General features: G+C 68.2%; 15 protein-coding genes. 7 read left to right on the forward strand and 8 right to left on the reverse strand.

Going from position 1 to position 16,585, the window contains the following annotated elements; translation table 11 throughout:
* Nucleotides 1-34 precede the first annotated feature (34 nt).
* The 4 genes from V5D55_RS12190 to V5D55_RS12205 are packed head-to-tail and all read left to right on the forward strand — an operon-like array spanning nucleotide 35 to nucleotide 4,032.
* On the forward strand, nucleotides 35-1,717 hold the full coding sequence (locus V5D55_RS12190) for a circularly permuted type 2 ATP-grasp protein (protein ID WP_435743359.1): 1,683 nt from the start codon (nucleotides 35-37) through the stop codon (nucleotides 1,715-1,717).
* Complete coding sequence (locus tag V5D55_RS12195) at nucleotides 1,711-2,637, forward strand: alpha-E domain-containing protein (protein ID WP_435743360.1); 927 nt, start codon at nucleotides 1,711-1,713, stop codon at nucleotides 2,635-2,637. Before V5D55_RS12190 ends, V5D55_RS12195 begins: the two co-directional genes overlap by 7 nt.
* Nucleotides 2,634-3,479: a transglutaminase family protein gene (locus V5D55_RS12200; RefSeq protein ID WP_435743362.1), complete on the forward strand. Its 846-nt coding sequence runs from the start codon at nucleotides 2,634-2,636 to the stop codon at nucleotides 3,477-3,479. Before V5D55_RS12195 ends, V5D55_RS12200 begins: the two co-directional genes overlap by 4 nt.
* Before the next feature lie 43 nt (nucleotides 3,480-3,522).
* Complete coding sequence (locus V5D55_RS12205) at nucleotides 3,523-4,032, forward strand: phosphoribosyltransferase (RefSeq protein WP_435743363.1); 510 nt, start codon at nucleotides 3,523-3,525, stop codon at nucleotides 4,030-4,032.
* Nucleotides 4,033-4,041: 9 nt separating this feature from the next.
* On the opposite strand, the gene V5D55_RS12210 is transcribed toward V5D55_RS12205, so the two are convergent.
* Nucleotides 4,042-5,565, reverse strand: coding sequence for an ATP-dependent DNA ligase (locus V5D55_RS12210; RefSeq protein WP_435743364.1), 1,524 nt, complete (start codon nucleotides 5,563-5,565; stop codon nucleotides 4,042-4,044).
* A gap of 75 nt (nucleotides 5,566-5,640) precedes the next feature.
* On the opposite strand from V5D55_RS12210, the gene V5D55_RS12215 reads away from it, so the two are divergent.
* The 3 genes from V5D55_RS12215 to V5D55_RS12225 are packed head-to-tail and all read left to right on the forward strand — an operon-like array spanning nucleotide 5,641 to nucleotide 11,548.
* The gene (locus V5D55_RS12215; protein ID WP_435743366.1) at nucleotides 5,641-6,324 is read left to right on the forward strand and encodes a uridine kinase; all 684 of its coding nucleotides are present in this window, start codon (nucleotides 5,641-5,643) and stop codon (nucleotides 6,322-6,324) included.
* A 30-nt stretch (nucleotides 6,325-6,354) separates the two neighbouring features.
* On the forward strand, nucleotides 6,355-6,756 hold the full coding sequence (locus tag V5D55_RS12220; protein WP_435743368.1) for a hypothetical protein: 402 nt from the start codon (nucleotides 6,355-6,357) through the stop codon (nucleotides 6,754-6,756).
* A gap of 7 nt (nucleotides 6,757-6,763) precedes the next feature.
* The gene (locus V5D55_RS12225; protein ID WP_435743369.1) at nucleotides 6,764-11,548 is read left to right on the forward strand and encodes a DUF5724 domain-containing protein; all 4,785 of its coding nucleotides are present in this window, start codon (nucleotides 6,764-6,766) and stop codon (nucleotides 11,546-11,548) included.
* Between the two features lie 20 nt (nucleotides 11,549-11,568).
* On the opposite strand, the gene V5D55_RS12230 is transcribed toward V5D55_RS12225, so the two are convergent.
* The 7 genes from V5D55_RS12230 to paaI are packed head-to-tail and all read right to left on the reverse strand — an operon-like array spanning nucleotide 11,569 to nucleotide 16,582.
* Nucleotides 11,569-12,339 (reverse strand): enoyl-CoA hydratase/isomerase family protein, encoded by a 771-nt coding sequence (locus tag V5D55_RS12230; protein ID WP_435743371.1) that lies wholly within the window; start codon nucleotides 12,337-12,339, stop codon nucleotides 11,569-11,571.
* Between the two features lie 11 nt (nucleotides 12,340-12,350).
* Nucleotides 12,351-13,517 (reverse strand): 1,2-phenylacetyl-CoA epoxidase subunit PaaE, encoded by a 1,167-nt coding sequence (gene paaE, locus V5D55_RS12235; protein WP_435743373.1) that lies wholly within the window; start codon nucleotides 13,515-13,517, stop codon nucleotides 12,351-12,353.
* The gene (gene paaD / locus V5D55_RS12240; protein WP_435743375.1) at nucleotides 13,517-14,011 is read right to left on the reverse strand and encodes a 1,2-phenylacetyl-CoA epoxidase subunit PaaD; all 495 of its coding nucleotides are present in this window, start codon (nucleotides 14,009-14,011) and stop codon (nucleotides 13,517-13,519) included. Before paaD ends, paaE begins: the two co-directional genes overlap by 1 nt.
* The gene (paaC, locus tag V5D55_RS12245; RefSeq protein ID WP_435743377.1) at nucleotides 14,005-14,841 is read right to left on the reverse strand and encodes a 1,2-phenylacetyl-CoA epoxidase subunit PaaC; all 837 of its coding nucleotides are present in this window, start codon (nucleotides 14,839-14,841) and stop codon (nucleotides 14,005-14,007) included. Before paaC ends, paaD begins: the two co-directional genes overlap by 7 nt.
* Nucleotides 14,838-15,143: a 1,2-phenylacetyl-CoA epoxidase subunit PaaB gene (paaB, locus tag V5D55_RS12250; RefSeq protein WP_136056072.1), complete on the reverse strand. Its 306-nt coding sequence runs from the start codon at nucleotides 15,141-15,143 to the stop codon at nucleotides 14,838-14,840. Before paaB ends, paaC begins: the two co-directional genes overlap by 4 nt.
* Entirely contained in the window at nucleotides 15,143-16,135 is a 993-nt protein-coding gene (gene paaA / locus V5D55_RS12255; protein WP_435743379.1) for a 1,2-phenylacetyl-CoA epoxidase subunit PaaA, read from the reverse strand. Before paaA ends, paaB begins: the two co-directional genes overlap by 1 nt.
* Nucleotides 16,136-16,192: 57 nt before the next feature.
* Entirely contained in the window at nucleotides 16,193-16,582 is a 390-nt protein-coding gene (gene paaI / locus V5D55_RS12260; protein ID WP_435743381.1) for a hydroxyphenylacetyl-CoA thioesterase PaaI, read from the reverse strand.
* Nucleotides 16,583-16,585: the final 3 nt, after the last annotated feature.

The following is a 16,585-nucleotide window of genomic DNA, read 5'->3' on the forward strand; positions in this document are numbered from 1 at the left end:
ACGACGGAAACCACGCCGCGGAAGGATTCCGAAAATGGAGTCGCTGTTCAACGGATACACCTCACGCCGATCTGCGAGGCGCAGCGGGGCAGAACCGTGGGACGAGATGTTCCTCGCGGAGCCTTCACCCGGACAGGAGAATGTGCGCGTCCCCTACAAGGACATGTATCCCGCGCTCGCCGGCATGGACGATGCCGAGCTGCGAGCGCGGACGGATGCTCTGGCCAGCTCGTATCTCGCCCAGGGCGTGACCTTCGACTTCGCCGGCGAGGAACGGCCGTTCCCTCTGGACGTCGTTCCCCGGGTGATCGCGGCCGATGACTGGATGTCGGTCGAATCCGGGGTGAAGCAGCGGGTGCGGGCGCTCGAGGCGTTCCTCGCAGACGTCTACGGTCCGCAGCATGCTGTGCGCGACGGAGTGATCCCGGCGTCGCTGATCAGCACGTCGTCGCACTTCCATCGCCAGGCGGCCGGCATCGTCGGGGCGAACGGTGTGCGGATCCACGTCGCCGGGATCGACGTGATCCGGGACGAGAAGGGTGCATGGCGAGTCCTCGAAGACAACGTGCGCGTGCCGAGCGGCGTCAGCTATGTGCTCGCGAACAGGCGCGTCATGGCGCAGACGCTGCCCGAACTGTTCACCAGTCTGCGCGTGCGGCCGGTGGTCGACTATCCGGGCCGGCTGCTGCAGGCCCTTCGCGCGGCGGCGCCCGCCGGCGTCGACGACCCGACGGTCGTGGTGCTGACACCCGGCGTCTACAACTCCGCCTACTACGAGCACACGCTGCTGGCGCGGATGATGGGCATCGAGCTGGTCGAGGGGAGAGATCTGTTCTGCTCCGGAGGGCGTGTGTGGATGCACACCACCGCCGGGCCGACTCGTGTCGATGTGATCTACCGGCGGGTCGACGATGAGTTCCTGGATCCGCAGCACTTCCGGCCCGATTCCGTGCTGGGGGCACCGGGTCTCATGCTCGCGGCCAGGCTCGGCAATGTCACGCTCGCCAACGCGATCGGCAACGGCGTCGCCGACGACAAGCTCGTCTACACCTACGTCCCTGACCTCATCCGCTACTACCTGGGGGAAGAGCCCGTGCTGCCGAACGTCGACACCTGGCGGCTGGAGGATCCTGGTGCGCTCGAAGAAGTCCTCGACCGCCTCGACGAGCTCGTCGTGAAACCCGTCGACGGTTCGGGCGGGAAGGGACTGGTCGTCGGACCGGATGCGTCGCGCGCGACGCTGGACGAATTGCGCGCCAGCCTCCGCGCGGATCCGCGCGGATGGATCGCCCAACCCGTCGTGCAGCTGTCGACGATCCCGACGCTCGTCGAAGACGGCTTCCGGCCGCGGCATGTCGATCTGCGGCCGTTCGCGGTGAACGACGGGCAGGACATCTGGGTGCTGCCGGGCGGACTCACGCGGGTCGCGCTGCCCGAGGGGCAGCTCGTGGTGAATTCGAGTCAGGGCGGCGGGTCGAAGGACACGTGGGTCCTCGATCCCTCGCTGCTCACCGGACCGACCTCCACGGTCGATCTCTCCGATCCGGCATCCGCCGAGGTCTCGCTCGCCACCGGTGCCATCGCGGTCGTCGCGCCCGTTCGCGGAGAGTCGCCGCCCTTCCTGTCGTCGCCGCAGGATGAAGACCTTCCGGCCCGGCATCACCAGCAGCAACAACAGCAGCAGCAACAGGCCCGGACAGGGGAGGCGACATGCTGAGCCGTATCGCCGAGGCGCTGTTCTGGATCGGCCGGTACATCGAACGGGCAGACGGCACCGCCCGCATCCTCGACGTGCACCTGCAGCTTCTGTTGGAGGACCCCTGGGTCGAGGAGGACACGGCCTGCCGTGCCCTGCTGTCGGTGATGGGGGCGACCGTCGCCGACGAAAGCGCGGTGGGTCGCGACGACGTGGTGCGTCTGCTCGCCCTCGACCGCGAACACTCCGCATCCATCGCGCACTCCATCGCCGCAGCCCGCGAGAACGCGCGCCGCGCGAGGGAGATCATCTCGACCGATCTCTGGGAGACGCTCAACGAATCGAACGCACGGATGCCGCGGTGGGTCGCGTCCGACAAGACGCACCCGTTCTTCCGCTGGGTGCGAGACAGGTCAGCGCTCGCCTTCGGAGTCGTCGACTCGTCGACGAGCCGCGACGAGGCCTGGCAGTTCTTCGTGCTCGGCCGATCGATCGAACGCGCCGACATGACCGCGCGACTGCTGGCGACGCGATCGCTGACGGATGCCGGAGGCCCGAGCTGGACGACGCTGCTCCGCAGTTGCGGGGCGTACGAAGCGCATCTGCGCAGTCATCGTGCGGTGCCGACGGCGGCATCCGCTGTGGAGTTCCTACTCGTGGACCGGCTGTTCCCGAGGTCGGTGCTCTCCAGCGTGCTCCAGGCGGAGGAGTGTCTGCGCGGTATCGACCCGGCGAGTGCGTTCGGAGCGCCCGACCGCGCCCATCGTGTGCTGGGGAGGATGCGCTCGGAGCTGGAATACCTCCCTGTCGCCGATATCGCGCTGCGATTGTCGGAGAGCATGGAAGAGGTTCAGGCGGGCATGTCGCTGGCGAGCGATGCGATCAGAGAGCGTTACTTCCCGTCGAGCGCGATGCCGGTGTGGATCGGGGAGGCGCTGTGAGTCGGCTGCGGATCGTGCACAGGACCGGGTATCGGTACGAGCAGCCGGCGACCGCCTCGTACAACGAGGCGCGGATGCTGCCGTACTCCCGCGAAGGCCAGTTCGTGCTGCAGGCGAATCTGGAGATCTCTCCGCCGGCCACCCAGCATTCGTACGCCGACTACTGGGATACGCGGGTGTCGACCTTCGAGGTGCTCACACCCCACCGGCTGCTGTCGGTGACCGCGACGAGCGTCGTGGATGTGCGCGCGGTGCCGCAGACCGCGAGGACGCTCGACTGGGACGAGCTCGCGGCGCTCATCCCGAAGTCGTTGTCGCTGTCGGAGTGCGTCGTGCAGACTCCGGCCACCGCGCCGGATGAGGAGCTGTTGGAGCTCGCGGTCACTGCTCGATCCGGCGGCGGGACGATCGATGAGGTCGCGCTCGGCATCTGCCGAACCATCGGCGAGGCCATGGAGTATCAGAGCGGCGTGACCGGGGTGAACTCCACTGCTCGCGACGCCTGGCACGCGCGTTCCGGAGTCTGCCAGGACATCGCGCACGTCGCTCTCGGGGTGCTGCGTGAGGTGGGCATCCCGGCGCGTTACGTCTCGGGATACCTGCATCCCGACCCGACCGCGCCCGTCGGTCAGCCGGTGATCGGCGAATCCCACGCCTGGGTGGAGTGGTATTCGGGGGAGTGGCACGGATACGACCCGACGAACCTCGCCGAGATCGGCGAATCGCATGTCTACGTCGGGCACGGTCGCGACTATTCGGATGTCGCTCCGCTACGCGGCGTGTACGCCGGACCGAGCATGTCCGAACTGTTCGTCTCAGTCGAAGTGACCAGACTCGATTGACGGGCCAGGCTCGATTCCACCGGTCGTGCAGGAGAATAAGCGAATGACTGATGCAACTGCCGAGCGCGAGACGCTCACCTGGGACGGGTTCGGAGCGGCGACGCGCGATCTCGCACGCGACATCGTGGCCAGCGGTTTCGAACCGGAGGTCGTGGTGGCGATCGCGCGCGGCGGGCTCCTTCCGGCCGGCGCCATCGCGTACGGCCTCGGCGCGAAGAACTGCGGCGCGATCAACGTCGAGTTCTACACGGGCATCGGAACCGTGCTCGATGCGCCGGAGGTGCTTCCGCCCGAGCTCGACATGGCTTACCTCGACGGGCGCCGGGTGCTGCTCGTCGATGACGTGGCCGACTCCGGTCGCACGCTGGCGCTCGCCGTGGAACTGCTGAAGGACAAGGGCGCGGATGTGCGCTCGGTCACGATCTACACGAAGCCGTCGACGATCATCCAGCCCGACTACGCCTGGAAGGACACGGACATGTGGATCAACTTCCCGTGGTCGTTCCAGGGGACCGTGCGCGAGGAAGACCTGGGGCTTCCGCCTTCGGCCTGACGCGTCACCTCACCCGCGGAGCAGTGCTCGCAGGGTCTGGATCGTGTCGGCATCGGCGGGCAGCTTGTCTGCGCGATAGCCCTTCACCCGCGCGAAGCGCAACGCGATCTCTCCCGGATACCGAGGGGAGCGCTGGACCCCGTCGATCGCGATCTCGACGACGATCTCGGGGCGCAGGAAGACGGTGCTCTGCGTGCGGCGGGTCTCGAACTTCGGGAAAGTCTCGGTCTGCCAGCGCAGCAGCTCATCCGTGAGCCCCTTGAACGTCTTGCCGACCATGACGTAGTCGTCCGGTTCTCCGAACTCGCCTTCGGGGTCGAGCGCGCCGAGGTGGAGGTTCGACAGCCACCCGCGTCGACGCCCCGAGCCCCACTCGGCGGCGAGCACCACCAGGTCGTACGTCAGGACGGGCTTGACCTTGACCCACGATTTGCCGCGTCGTCCGGCGGCATACGGCGCATCGATCGACTTGACGACGACGCCCTCGTGCCCGGCGGCGAGTGCTTCGCGTGAGAGCTTCTCGGCGGCCGCCGCATCGGCCGTGACCACTCCCGGCATCCGCCATTCACGGGCGACGCGCTCGAGTTCGGCGAGCCGCACCGAGAGGGGCTCGTCGAGAAGGTCGCGACCGTCGACATGCAGCACATCGAAGAACCACGGGCGAAGGAGGAGGTCGCGCTCCACGTCGGCGCCGAAGCGGGACATCGTCTCTTGGAACGGACGTGGTCCGCCGTCTTCGTCGAGCGACAGCGTCTCGCCGTCGAGGATCAGGTCGTGCGCCGGAAGAGACCGTACGATCTCGACGAGCTCCGGCACGCGATGGGTGATGTCGGCAAGGCTGCGCGTGTAGACGCCGACCTCGTCGCCGTGACGGTGCACCTGGATGCGAGCGCCGTCGAGCTTGAACTCCACCGACGCCTCGCCGGTGATCTCCAGCGCCGCCGTCGGCGTCGCGGCCGTGGCGGCCAGCATCGGCAGCACCGGACGCCCCACCTGCAGGCCGACGGCTTCGAGCTCCTCGACACTGCCCGTGAGTGCCAGCTGGGCCGTCACGCCGAGGTCGCCGGACAGCATGGCTGCGCGGCGCACGGTCGCTGCCGCGCGATCGGATGCTCGGGCGATCGCGTCGAGCACCACTCCGCCGAGAGCGCCGGTGCGCAGTTCGCCGAGCATGGCACGCGTCAGGAAATCCCATTCCTCGGCGGTCGCACGGGCGGCGAGCGCGCTCAGGATGCTGTTGCGGGAGGCGCCAGAACCTGCGCCGGACGCTGCGGCCAGAGCATCCAGCGATTCATCGACATCGGTGATGGTCAGGCTGGAATCGGCGGCGTGCGCAACGTCGAGAGCCGAGATCCCGCGCCATCCAACCCCCAGCTTTCCCTGCCGCGGAGACGCGAGAAGCAGCCCGACGAGTGGCGCGATCTCCTGCGGCTCCGACGTCGCCAACAGCCGAGCGAGCGCATCGATCTTCGCCAGCCGCGACGACGTGGCGGCGACCTCATCAGTCGTGGAGACGAGCTCCGAGAGCATCATTCCCGCATTCTCGCACCAGGGTCGGACATGCGGAGGTGTGGCACGATCGGAGACCGGCGAAGAGGAGATCACGGGGTGGATCAGAGGACGGAGTTCCTGACGACGCTGGTCGCGCTGATGCCGGTCACTGAACCGGAGGGTCCCAACCTCATCGTCGGGATCGACGGCGTCGACGGATCCGGCAAGACGCGGCTCGCGGATGAGCTGGCCGCACGGATGCCGGCGTCACGCCCGGTCGCGCGGGTCTCGATCGACGGCTTCCACGATGTTCGGTCCCGCCGCTACCGCCGCGGCAAAGACTCTCCCGAGGGCTTCTGGCTGGACTCGTATGACTACGAGCGGTTCCGTCGGGAGGTCATCGATCCGTTCCGCCGCGGCCGCGGCACCTACCTGCCCGTGGGGCACGACGTCGACTCCGACCGAGTCCTCACCGGTCCGCGGCTCGACGTTCCACGGGGGAGCATCCTCCTCGTCGACGGCATCTTCCTGCACCGCCCGGAACTGATCGACATCTGGGATCTGTCGGTCTTCCTCGACGTCCCGTTCACGGAGTCCGTCCGGCGGATGTCGGCGCGCGACGGGCTCCCGGCGGATCCCGATGCCACGGAGAACGCGCGGTACGTCGGCGGGCAGAGGCTCTATCTGACCGAGTGCCGGCCAGCCGAGCAAGCGGCGATCCTCGTCGACTACGCGAACCTCGATCGACCGGTCATCCAGCGTGGGCCGCGATCGACCGCCCGTCAACGGCCGCGACTCTGAGCGTCGAAGTCTGCGTGTCAGAATGGTCGGATGATCGTCGAGACCGCCATGCTCGGAAGCCGCGCGGTCGGCGAACCCCTCACGATTTCCGGGGTGGACGGCCCGCATTCGCTGCACTCGCTGTTGCGGATCCTCGTCGAGCATCAGCTGGATGAGTACGAGGCGCACCGCTCGCGGTCAGCCGTGCTGCAGATCCTCACACCCGCCGACCTGGTCGCGGGTGCCGAAACGGGGCGCTACGGTCGGGAGCCGCGTGCTGTACCGGAGGCCCCGCCGGCGGAAACTGCCTACGCGCGAGCCGTAGAGGCATTCACCGACGAACTTTTCTTCGTCTTCCTGGACGATGCGCGCATCACCGACCTCGACCACATCATCACGATCGAACCGCAATCACGCCTCCGGCTCGTGCGGCTCGTCGCCCTGACGGGATAGGGAACCAGTGCTGACCGCTGAACAGGCCAAGGACGAGCTGAGCAAATACTGCTCTTGCGATGACAAGGGGCGACGTCCCGTCCGGGCTCAGGGGTGGGGCACTCCGCGCCTCGCCCGCCGCATCGAAGCGAACTTGAACGACCGCAGCGGCCATCACGACCCGGAGGTGCGGCGCGAGGCCGGCGCGATCGCTGCCGAACTCGACGACCTCTCGACACGCGATCGGACCAAGGTGTTCAAGTCGTTGGCGCCGTCCCTGGCCAGCGAACTCGCGGACTGGTGGGTGTGGTCGCAGTCGCGGCCCTACCTCCGCGGCTGGTCCCACCGCGGATATCGGTCATCCGATCCGGCGCGCAGCCGCGGATACCGGTGGTCGACCCTGGTCGCTCTGCTCGGCCACGCGACGCACTACCCCCAGCCGGTCGAGTGGCACGCTGCGTGGCTGCTCCACCTGGAGCAGAACCTGCCGCTCGGAGACCTGCTCGCGTCGGCGATGGATGCCGGGAACACGGCCGTTCGACGGGTGCTGATCGACAGCGCCGCGGGCGCGCATGCGGTCGGCGGACCGTCGACCCAGGGATACCTCGCGATGCTCGCCGGCAGAGATCGTGAGATGTGGGACTTCGTGGCCAGTCGATTGCTCGAGGCCGGTCGTGCCGAAGGCCTGCGCCAGACGATCCTCGAATCGATGGACCTCGCGCACCCCGATGCGCTCGCTCTCCTCCTGGAGGTCATCGTCGAGAACAACCTCGTGCGATTCTCCAGCGCGGTCCGTGCACTGGCCGAGTGGACGGGCGAAGACCTGAAGGTGGACCGAGCGGCGCAGGCAGCCGACGCCTTCGCGGTACTCGCGCGGTTCACGCGTGCGGCGCCGACCGTCGAGCAGCTCCGTTCCGCCACGCCGGTCGAGGTGTTCCTCGGACTGTGGACTCTCGCGGTGCGCGACGTCGGCACGGCGGTCGCCACAGCATCCGCCCTCCTGGACGACGCCGACGCGGGGCGCAGAATCGCCGCGGCCCGCGTCCTCATCGACGTCGCAGACCCTGCTGCAGCCGAGGCGCTGTCGGTCGCGCTGGCGGACAGCGACCTGCGCGTGTTCGCTCTGGCACTCTCGACCGTGCCAGCGGAAGCCGGAGAGGGTCAGGGGGCGATGCCGTTCACCGACCGGGTCCGGACGACGCTGGTCCGACGGCTGGAGGTGCTGGCCGCGGGACAGAACGTCGACATCGGAATGCTCGCGCCGCGCCTCGTGAACGTGCAGAGGTCCGACGTCACCGACCTCCTGGCTGCCCACTCTGCGACTGACGAGATCGATCTCGAGGGCACTTCGTCCGATGCGCGCCGCACGGCGGCGCGGCGCTTCGCGAAGGAACCGGTGCGGTACCGCGCGCAGCTGCTGACACTCGCGCTCGATGTCTCATCGCAGGTGCGCTGGGAGGCGGGTCGTGCGCTGGATGTCGAGGAGATCACCGACGAAGAGGCGCTGCCGTTCGAGCAGGCACTCACCCGGAAGACCGACGATGTCCGGAAGACGGCCCTGCGCCTGCTGCTCAAGCAATCGCCGCAGAGCCTCGAGGCGACGATCGCACGATTGCGCGCAGGAAAGCCAGATCAGCGACGGGCGGCAGACGAACTCGCCCAGATCGCGGGGCTCGAGACCGCAGCGACCGCGGAATCTCCCGACGTCGGTGGCGAAGCCGGCGGTGCGACCCCGGAAGAGGACAGCCGTCCGGTGCTCCTGCGTTACGGCGTCGAGGACCGCACCCCGGCGGTGCGTCCCACCGCGCCGCCGCCGTCGCGATGGACGGCCTACCATCCGGGTGCCCGGCGGATCTGGCTGTCGCTGGGGGCGTGGCTGGACGAGCACGCGAACGTGGAAGTGCAGACGCCCGGCGGCGTGGAATTGCTCGCCAATATCCGCAGCATCCAACGGAACGCCGATGGCTCGATGCCGGTGGCGGAACTGCTGGATCCCTGGTGGGAGCGGATCCGCGGCGACCTCGTCGACGGCGGGGTCGAGCTGGTTCTGCTGAGGCTCCTGGGCGCCGACCAGGGAGAGCGCGGCATGCAGGTGCTGGGCGACATCGGGTGGGATCGCAGCGATCTCACGATCTCGCTGCGACTCGAGTTGATCGGGCACCTGGCTCGCCGAGAGTGGCGAGCAAGCTGGGCAGAATCCGTGCTCGACCTGATCGCCCTCGCCGCGGCGGAGCTTCCGGCGGATCAGCTGATCGGTCCGCGGAATATCGAATTCGATGATCGCGGCGAAAGAATCGGACGAGACCCTCGAGAGGATGGCTCGCTCTTCCTCGGGGCATCGGACTATCTGGACCCCGCGTCGATCGATGACCAACAGCTCGAACGCCTGTGGCGGATGCTTCGCTTCGTCGACGAGCCGGAAGGGTCGGCTGACCAATGGGCCGAACCGAAAGTCGAGGTGCGAGACTCGCCATACAGCGGCCTGCGCACCCTGTTCGTCAACCAGCCGTTCCGGTTCCGACCCCCCCTTCCGGTGGTGCGTGAGGCGTTCGAGCGTGGCGTCGCGACCCGGGCCGATCTCATCGACCATGTCTTCGTCGGCCCCGCGATTCGGTGCGCACCCCGTTCTGCCGGACGCAATCCCTTCGAGGCATTCAGCGGTATCACCGGTGCGCCACCCGCGACGCAGGCCATCGTCGAAGAGGTGCAGCGCACCGTGGTCGCGCTCGAGCTGCCTCGCGGCGATCGAGAGACGCCGTATTCCGTCATGGCGATGTCGCTGCAGCGGGTGACGGGAGCGGAATCGCTGGTCGACGTCCTGCGGACTCTGGGACGACGTCCGTTCACTCGACGCAACTTCTACGCTGACGACCGGGACGCGGTGTTCTCCCACCTCGTCCGCATCCACCATCCGAGTCCTGACGACACCGCGGAATCCGTCGCTCGCGCGTTCGTCGGATCGAAGGTCCCGAAGAGCCGGATCATCGAGACCGCGCTCTACGCCCCGCAGTGGGCGGAGCTGTTCCAGCAACATCTGGGCTGGCCCGGCTTCGCCGACGCGGTCTGGTGGATCCACGCGCACACCCCCGTCGCCACGTACCACGTCGGCGCGCGCATCCGCGATGAGCGGTCGCGGGAGATCCAGCAGCGCACACCCGTGTCAGATGAGGATCGTGAGAAGGGCTGCGCGGATGCCGAGTGGTTCCACCGCCTGCACGCCGAACTGGGCGACGACCGACTCGATCCGGTGCTCAAAGCCTCGAAGTACGCGTCGGCGTCGGGCGAGCACAAGCAGGCCGAGCTGTTCACCAACGCCCTGCGCGGTGCGGTGAGCGAGGATGAATTGCTCACCCGCATGCACGAGAAGCGGCATCAGGATGCGGTGCGCGCCTACGGTCTGCTGCCGCTGAGCGGCGACCCTGACGAACTCCTCCGTCGGTACGAGGTTCTTCGTGCGTTCGTCAGCACGGGGAAGACGAACGGCCCCCAGCGCCGCGCGACCGAGACGGCGGCCGTGCACACGGCGTTGGAGAACCTCGCCCGCACCGCCGGCTATCGCGATCCGCAGCGTCTGATCTGGGCGATGGAGGCTCGAGCGGATGAAGACCTCAGCCGCGGTCCGGTCACCGCCGTCGACGGCGATGTGACGGTCAGCCTCACGATCGACGACTTCGGTATGCCCGAGATCACCGTCGACCGTGCCGGCAAGACTCTGGCGGCCGTACCGGCCAAGAGCGGCAAGACCGAGGCGATCTCCGCTCTGACGACCCGAGCGCGCGACCTCAAGAAGCAGGCGCAGCGGGTCCGCGCCTCGCTCGAGGCCGCCTGCGTGCTCGGCGATGTCATCCATGCGGAAGAGCTCACGCTCCTGCAGTCGCACCCGATCCTCGGTCGGATGCTGTCCGACATCGTGATGGTGGATGGCGAAGGCCGCGTCGGATTCTTCAGCGCCGGAGGAGACGAGCTCATCCGTGCGGACGAGTCGACGTTCCGCGCTGTCGGAGGACTGCGTATCGCACATCCGCTCGATCTGCTGGCGAGCGGAGACTGGTCCGATCTGCAGCACGCAGTGATGACCAGCGGGCGCCCGCAGCCGTTCAAACAACTGTTCCGCGAGCTGTACCTCCTCAACGAGAACGAGAAGGCGGAGCAGGGGATGTCCTCTCGTCGGTACGTCGGCCACCAACTCGACTCGCGGCGGGCAGCGGGGTTGTTCCTCGCCCGCGGCTGGGTCAGGGACTACGGGCTCGGATACGGGCGCACTTTCCACAACGAGAAGATCACAGCGTTCTGCAACGCCTCAGGAGGCTGGGGAACCCCCGGAGACGTCGAGGAGACCGCCCTCGATGATGTTCGGTTCGGTCTCGCGGGCTCATACAAGGCGCTCCCTCTGGCCGAGGTTCCGCCCCGCGTCTTCTCCGAGACGATGCGGGATCTCGACCTGGTGGTCTCGGTCGCGCACGCGAGCGGCGTCGATCCGCAGGCATCGGAATCGAGCATCGAGATGAGACGGCGCCTCGTCGACGAGACCTGCCGTCTGCTCGGACTCGAGAATGTCGAGGTCGACGGTCAGCATGCGCGCGTGAAGGGTGCTCTCGGAACGTACTCCGTGCACCTGGGCTCTGGAACCGTGCATCGGATCCCCGGTAACACGCTGTTCATCATCCCGGTTAGCGCGCAGCACCGCGGACGCATCTTCCTCCCGTTCGTGGACGACGACCCCCGCACGGCCGAGATCGTGTCGAAGGTCGTGATGCTGTCGCGGGACGACAAGATCAACGACCCGACGATCTTGAGTCAGATCGTGCGCTGAGCATCGGGAGCAGGGGGAGGTCAGCGCCCCCGGAACTCCGGCTTCCGCTTCTGCTGGAACGCGGCGAAGCCTTCGCGGTAGTCATCCGTGTCGCAGAGTGCAGCCTGCGCGGCGTTCTCGATGTCGACGGACTCCCACAGCGCCAACCGCTCGTCGCGGATCCGGGCGATGAGCTCCTTGCTGGCGAGGAAGGCGGCCGTGGCTCCGTGTGCGGCCGTGGCCGCGGCATCCGTCGTCGCCGTGACGACCTCGTCGTCGGGGAAGACCCGCGAGAAGAGACCGGACGCGACCGCCTCGGAGCCGCTCATCAGCCGCGCTGTGTAGATCAGGTCGAGGGTCTTGTGGGCGCCGAGGCGCTCCAGAAACAGTGCGTGCCCGCCGGAGTCCAGCGTCGCTCCGAGCGCGGCGAACGGCGAACCGATCTTCGCGGACTCCGCGACGTAGACGACGTCCGTGGCGATGAGCAGCCCGAGGCCGACACCGAGGCATGCGCCGTGCGCGACGGCGAACGTGGGTGCAGGGAACCGCGACATGCGCTGCAGCAGCGGGGTGACGAGTCCGCCGAGGTAGCCCAGCACGTCGTCATCTCGCGGATCGACGCCCGAGATATCGCGTCCGGCGCAGAACGCCCGACCCTCGCCGCGGAGCACGAGGGCACGGACCCGCGCGGCCTCGGCCTCGGCGTATGCGGCGTCGAGGCCGTGCAGCGCCTGCTCATCGAGAGAGTTCAGCTTCGCCGGGGCGTTCAGGACGATCGTGGCGACGTCATCGGCGATGGTGAGATCGATCATGTTGACTCCGGTCACACGTCGTAGTCGACGACCACGCGGTCGCTGGTCGGGTGGGACTGGCAGGTGAGCACATAGCCCCGGTCGAGCTCGTCCGGCTCGAGCGCATAGTTCTCGGTCATGGTGACGCTGCCCTCGATCACGCGAGCGCGGCAGGTGCCGCAGACACCGCCCGCACACGCGAACGGCGCATCCGGGCGCACGCGCAGGGCTGCGTTCAGCACCGACTCGTGCGCGTCGACCGGGCTCTCCACCGTCGACGAGACGCCGTCGAGGTTGACCTCGATGCGGAAGGTCTTCGCCCCCGCGCGCACGGTCACGGGCCGGGCGGTGCGCAGCGGCTCGTCGCCCGTCGTGAACAGCTCGAAGCGGATGTGCTCGCGCGCGACGCCGACGTCGGCGAGCACCTCGCGGCACAGGTCGACCAGCGCGAGCGGCCCGCACAGGAACCACTCGTCGACGTCGGCGGGATCGATCAGCGAGGCGAAGATCGTGCGGAGCTTCTCCTCGTCGATCCGGCCGGAGAGCACCGGTGCCGTCCGCTGCTCGCGCGAGAGCACATGGTGGAGGGTGACCCGCGTCGGATAGCGATCCTTCAGGTCGGCGAGGTCCTCGAGGAACATCACGTCGAGCGTCGAGCGGTTCGTGTACAGCAGTGTGAAGCGTGACGTGGCCGACCGGGTGAGCACGGTGTGTGCGAGCGCCATCAGCGGCGTGATGCCGGAGCCTGCGGCGATGCCGACGACGTGCTTGTGGTCGAGGTCGTCGAGTCCGGAGGTGAACGTCCCCTGCGGACTCATCACGTCGATCTCGAAGCCGGCGTGCAGGCCCGTCTGCGCCCACGTGGAGAACAGGCCGCCCTCATCGCGCTTCACCGCGACGCTGAGTCGGGTGGGCGTTCCGTCTGTGCGATGCTCTGGGGCCCGGCAGAGCGAGTACGACCGGCGCACCTCGGTGCCCTCGAGCGTCGTGCGCAGCGCCACGTACTGGCCGGGCAGGTGGTCGTAGTCGTCGGCCAGCTCGGCCGGCACAGTGAAGGTCACCTCGACCGCGTCGTCGGTGAGCGGACGGACGTCTTCCACCGTGAGCGTGTGGAAGCGCGCGCGGGTGCGCTCGCCGGTGGCTCGCAGCGGAGGAACGGATGCCGGGGCTGTGACCCGTGCGGACGTGAACAGCGACATCAGTGCACCTTGAAGTGGTCGAAGGGCTCGAGGCAGGCGCGGCACTCGAACAGCGACTTGCACGACGTCGAGCCGAAACGGGAGGTCTCGCGGGTGTCGAGCGAGCCGCAGCGCGGACAGCGTACGCTGATCGCCAAGCGGATCGTGCCGGATGAGACGGCCGCGCGACCGGACGGCGGGGCGATGCCGTACTCGGTCAGCTTCTGCTTGCCGGCATCCGACATCCAGTCCGTCGTCCAGGCGGGGGAGAGGACCAGGCGCACCTCGACCTGGCCGAAGCCGGCGGCGGTGAGCGCGAGGATCACGTCGTCGCGGATCGTGTCCATCGCCGGGCACCCGCTGTAGGTGGGTGTGATGTCGACGCGCACGGTGTCACCACGGACATCGACAGCGCGGAGGACGCCGAGGTCTTCGATCGTCAGCACCGGCACCTCGGGGTCGGGAACGGCGGCGGCGATGTTCCAGGCATCCTGCGTGGAGAGGCGGGTCACCATGATGCCCCCGGGTGCCGCCGGGCGAGCACCTGCATCTCGGCGAGGATGTGCCCGAGGGGTGTCGCGTGGTTTCCCCGGCGTCCACCTGCGGATGAGGCAGCCACGGACGGGATGGTCAGGTCGGCCTCGGCGAAGACCGTCGCCACGACGCCGTCGAATCCCTCGCGCAGAGTCGAGGGACGCGCGGCCGCACCACCCAGTCGATCGATCAGGTCGTCGTCGCGGAACAGCTCCTCGACGTACGGCCAGACGTCGCCGGTCGCGCGGATGATGCGTTCGCGAGATTCCTCTGTGCCGCCGGCGAGGCGCAGCATCCACTGCACGGCGTGATCGCGGTGGTAGTCGACTTCCTTGAGCGACTTCTCCGCGATCGCCGCGAACGTCTCATCGCTGCTCGCGCGCAGGGCGGAGTAGAGCTCGAACATGTACGTCGAGACCACGAACTGCCGGGCGATGGTCTGGGCGAAGTCGCCGTTCGCCTGCTGCACGATCCAGGCGCAGCGGAACTCGGGTTCGTCGCGGAAGAACGCGAGGTCGTCTTCGCTGCGGCCGTCGTAGGAGCCGGCGTAGTGGAGGAACGAGCGGGCGTGCCCGAGCAGGTCGAGCGCGATGTTGCCCAGGGCGACGTCTTCTTCGAGTTCCGGAGCGCGGGAGATCCATTCGCCGAGCTGCTGCGACAGGATCAGCGCGTCGTCGCCGAGCCGTAGTGCGTACTCGGCGATGTCGGCCGAGCCGGCCGCAGCGCCCGTCCCCGACAGTTCGTCGCTGAGCTGCAGCGCGTCGACGGAGACGTCGCCGTGCACGTCGATCTCGTCGTGGACGCCGCTCACAGGTGTGGCACCCCCTCGGATGCCGTGTAGTACACGGCATGCCGGTAGTTCTTGCCCGCGGGGCTCTCGAAGTAGGCCCCCTTCGCGTCGGGGTCGCTCGTCGTGATCGCGTCGGCCGGCACGGCCCAGATCGACACGCCCTCGCCGCGCCGCGTGTACAGGTCGCGGGCGTTGCGGATCGCCATCTCGGCATCCGGTGCGTGCAGCGAGCCCACATGCACGTGGCTCAGACCGCGGTTCGCGCGGACGAAGACCTCCCACAGGGGCCAGGGTTCGCGCTCATCGGCACCTGGCGTCGCCATCACGCGACACCTCCGACCGGTCCCTGAGCTCGTCCCAGGGCCTGCTTGCGGGCGTACTCGGCCGCGGCCTCGCGCACCCACGCTCCCTCCTCGTGCGCCGTGCGACGACGCTCGAGCCGTTCGGCATTGCACGGGCCGTTGCCCCGGAGCACCTCGAAGAACTCGTCCCAGTCGATCTCGCCGATCGCGTACTGGCCGGTCTCCTCGTCGAACCGCAGGTCGGGGTCGGGGAGCGTCACGCCGAGGATCTCGGCCTGCGGCACCAGCATCCCGACGAACCGCTGACGCAGGTCGTCGTTCGAGAAGCGCTTGATCTTCCACTTCATCGACTGGGCGGAGTTCGGGGACTGCTCATCGGGCGGCCCGAACATCGCGAGGCTCGGCCAGTACCAGCGGTTCACGGCGTCCTGCGCCATCTGCCGCTGCTCCTCGGAGCCCTGCATCAGCGAGAGCAGGATCTCGAAGCCCTGACGCTGGTGGAAGGACTCCTCTTTGCAGACCCGCACCATGGCGCGGCCGTAGGGTCCGTACGACGCCCGGCACAGCGGCACCTGGTTGACGATCGCGGCACCGTCGACGAGCCAGCCGATCGCGCCCATGTCGGCCCAGGTGGGCGTGGGGTAGTTGAAGATCGACGAGTACTTGGCCTTGCCGCTGATGAGCTGGTCCATCATCTCGTCGCGGGTGATGCCGAGGGTCTGCGCGGCGGAGTAGAGGTAGAGACCGTGGCCCGCTTCGTCCTGCACCTTCGCCATCAGGATCGCCTTGCGCTTGAGGCTCGGAGCGCGCGTGATCCAGTTGCCCTCCGGCTGCATCCCGATGATCTCGGAGTGCGCGTGCTGGGAGATCTGGCGGATCAGAGTCTTGCGGTACGCGTCCGGCATCCAGTCGCGGGGTTCGATGCGCTGCTCGTTCGCGATGAGCTCGTCGAACGTGCGCTCCTCGTCGGAGATCTCGCTCGGGACGAGCGAGAGGTCTGCGGGGCTGGTCATCATCGACTCCTTTACAGAACGATCGTTCAGTTAGAGTACCGCGATTCGCGGGGAGACTCAATAAGCCGCCGGTGGGCGGCGGTCCGTGGTCAGTGAGCGCCCGCGTACCTCGGCGACCACGTCGCCGGCGTCGTCCGTGACCGTGATGTCGTAGACGCCCGCTCTGCCCGCCAGGACGCGACGGCTCGCGTGGGCGGTCAGCCGGGCGCCCGCGGTGGTGGACTTGAGGAACACGATGTCGGCGCCCGCCGCCACGGTCACCCTCTCGTCCTCGTTGCAGGCGATCGCGAAGGCGGTGTCGGCCAGTGTGAAGACCAGGCCCCCGTGCGTGATGGCGTGCCCGTTGAGCATGTCTTCACGCACGAGCATCGAGACGACCGCCTCGCCGGGCTCATCCTTCTCGACGGTCATTCCGAGCATCGCCGAAGCCCGGTCGCGCTGCATCATCGG

Source organism: Microbacterium sp. PMB16, from assembly GCF_051294855.1.
Classification (GTDB): domain Bacteria; phylum Actinomycetota; class Actinomycetes; order Actinomycetales; family Microbacteriaceae; genus Microbacterium.

Excerpts from the sequence above, each read along its gene's own strand:
- paaE (WP_435743373.1), bottom strand. The coding sequence starts at position 13,517 with ATGTCGCTGTTCACGTCCGCACGGGTCACAGCCCCGGCATCCGTTCCT.
- paaB (WP_136056072.1), bottom strand. The coding sequence starts at position 15,143 with ATGGCGACGCCAGGTGCCGATGAGCGCGAACCCTGGCCCCTGTGGGAG.
- V5D55_RS12210 (WP_435743364.1), bottom strand. The coding sequence starts at position 5,565 with ATGATGCTCTCGGAGCTCGTCTCCACGACTGATGAGGTCGCCGCCACG.
- paaA (WP_435743379.1), bottom strand. The coding sequence starts at position 16,135 with ATGACCAGCCCCGCAGACCTCTCGCTCGTCCCGAGCGAGATCTCCGAC.
- V5D55_RS12190 (WP_435743359.1), top strand. The coding sequence starts at position 35 with ATGGAGTCGCTGTTCAACGGATACACCTCACGCCGATCTGCGAGGCGC.
- paaD (WP_435743375.1), bottom strand. The coding sequence starts at position 14,011 with ATGGTGACCCGCCTCTCCACGCAGGATGCCTGGAACATCGCCGCCGCC.
- V5D55_RS12220 (WP_435743368.1), top strand. The coding sequence starts at position 6,355 with ATGATCGTCGAGACCGCCATGCTCGGAAGCCGCGCGGTCGGCGAACCC.
- paaI (WP_435743381.1), bottom strand. The coding sequence starts at position 16,582 with ATGATGCAGCGCGACCGGGCTTCGGCGATGCTCGGAATGACCGTCGAG.
- V5D55_RS12230 (WP_435743371.1), bottom strand. The coding sequence starts at position 12,339 with ATGATCGATCTCACCATCGCCGATGACGTCGCCACGATCGTCCTGAAC.
- V5D55_RS12205 (WP_435743363.1), top strand. The coding sequence starts at position 3,523 with ATGACTGATGCAACTGCCGAGCGCGAGACGCTCACCTGGGACGGGTTC.
- V5D55_RS12195 (WP_435743360.1), top strand. The coding sequence starts at position 1,711 with ATGCTGAGCCGTATCGCCGAGGCGCTGTTCTGGATCGGCCGGTACATC.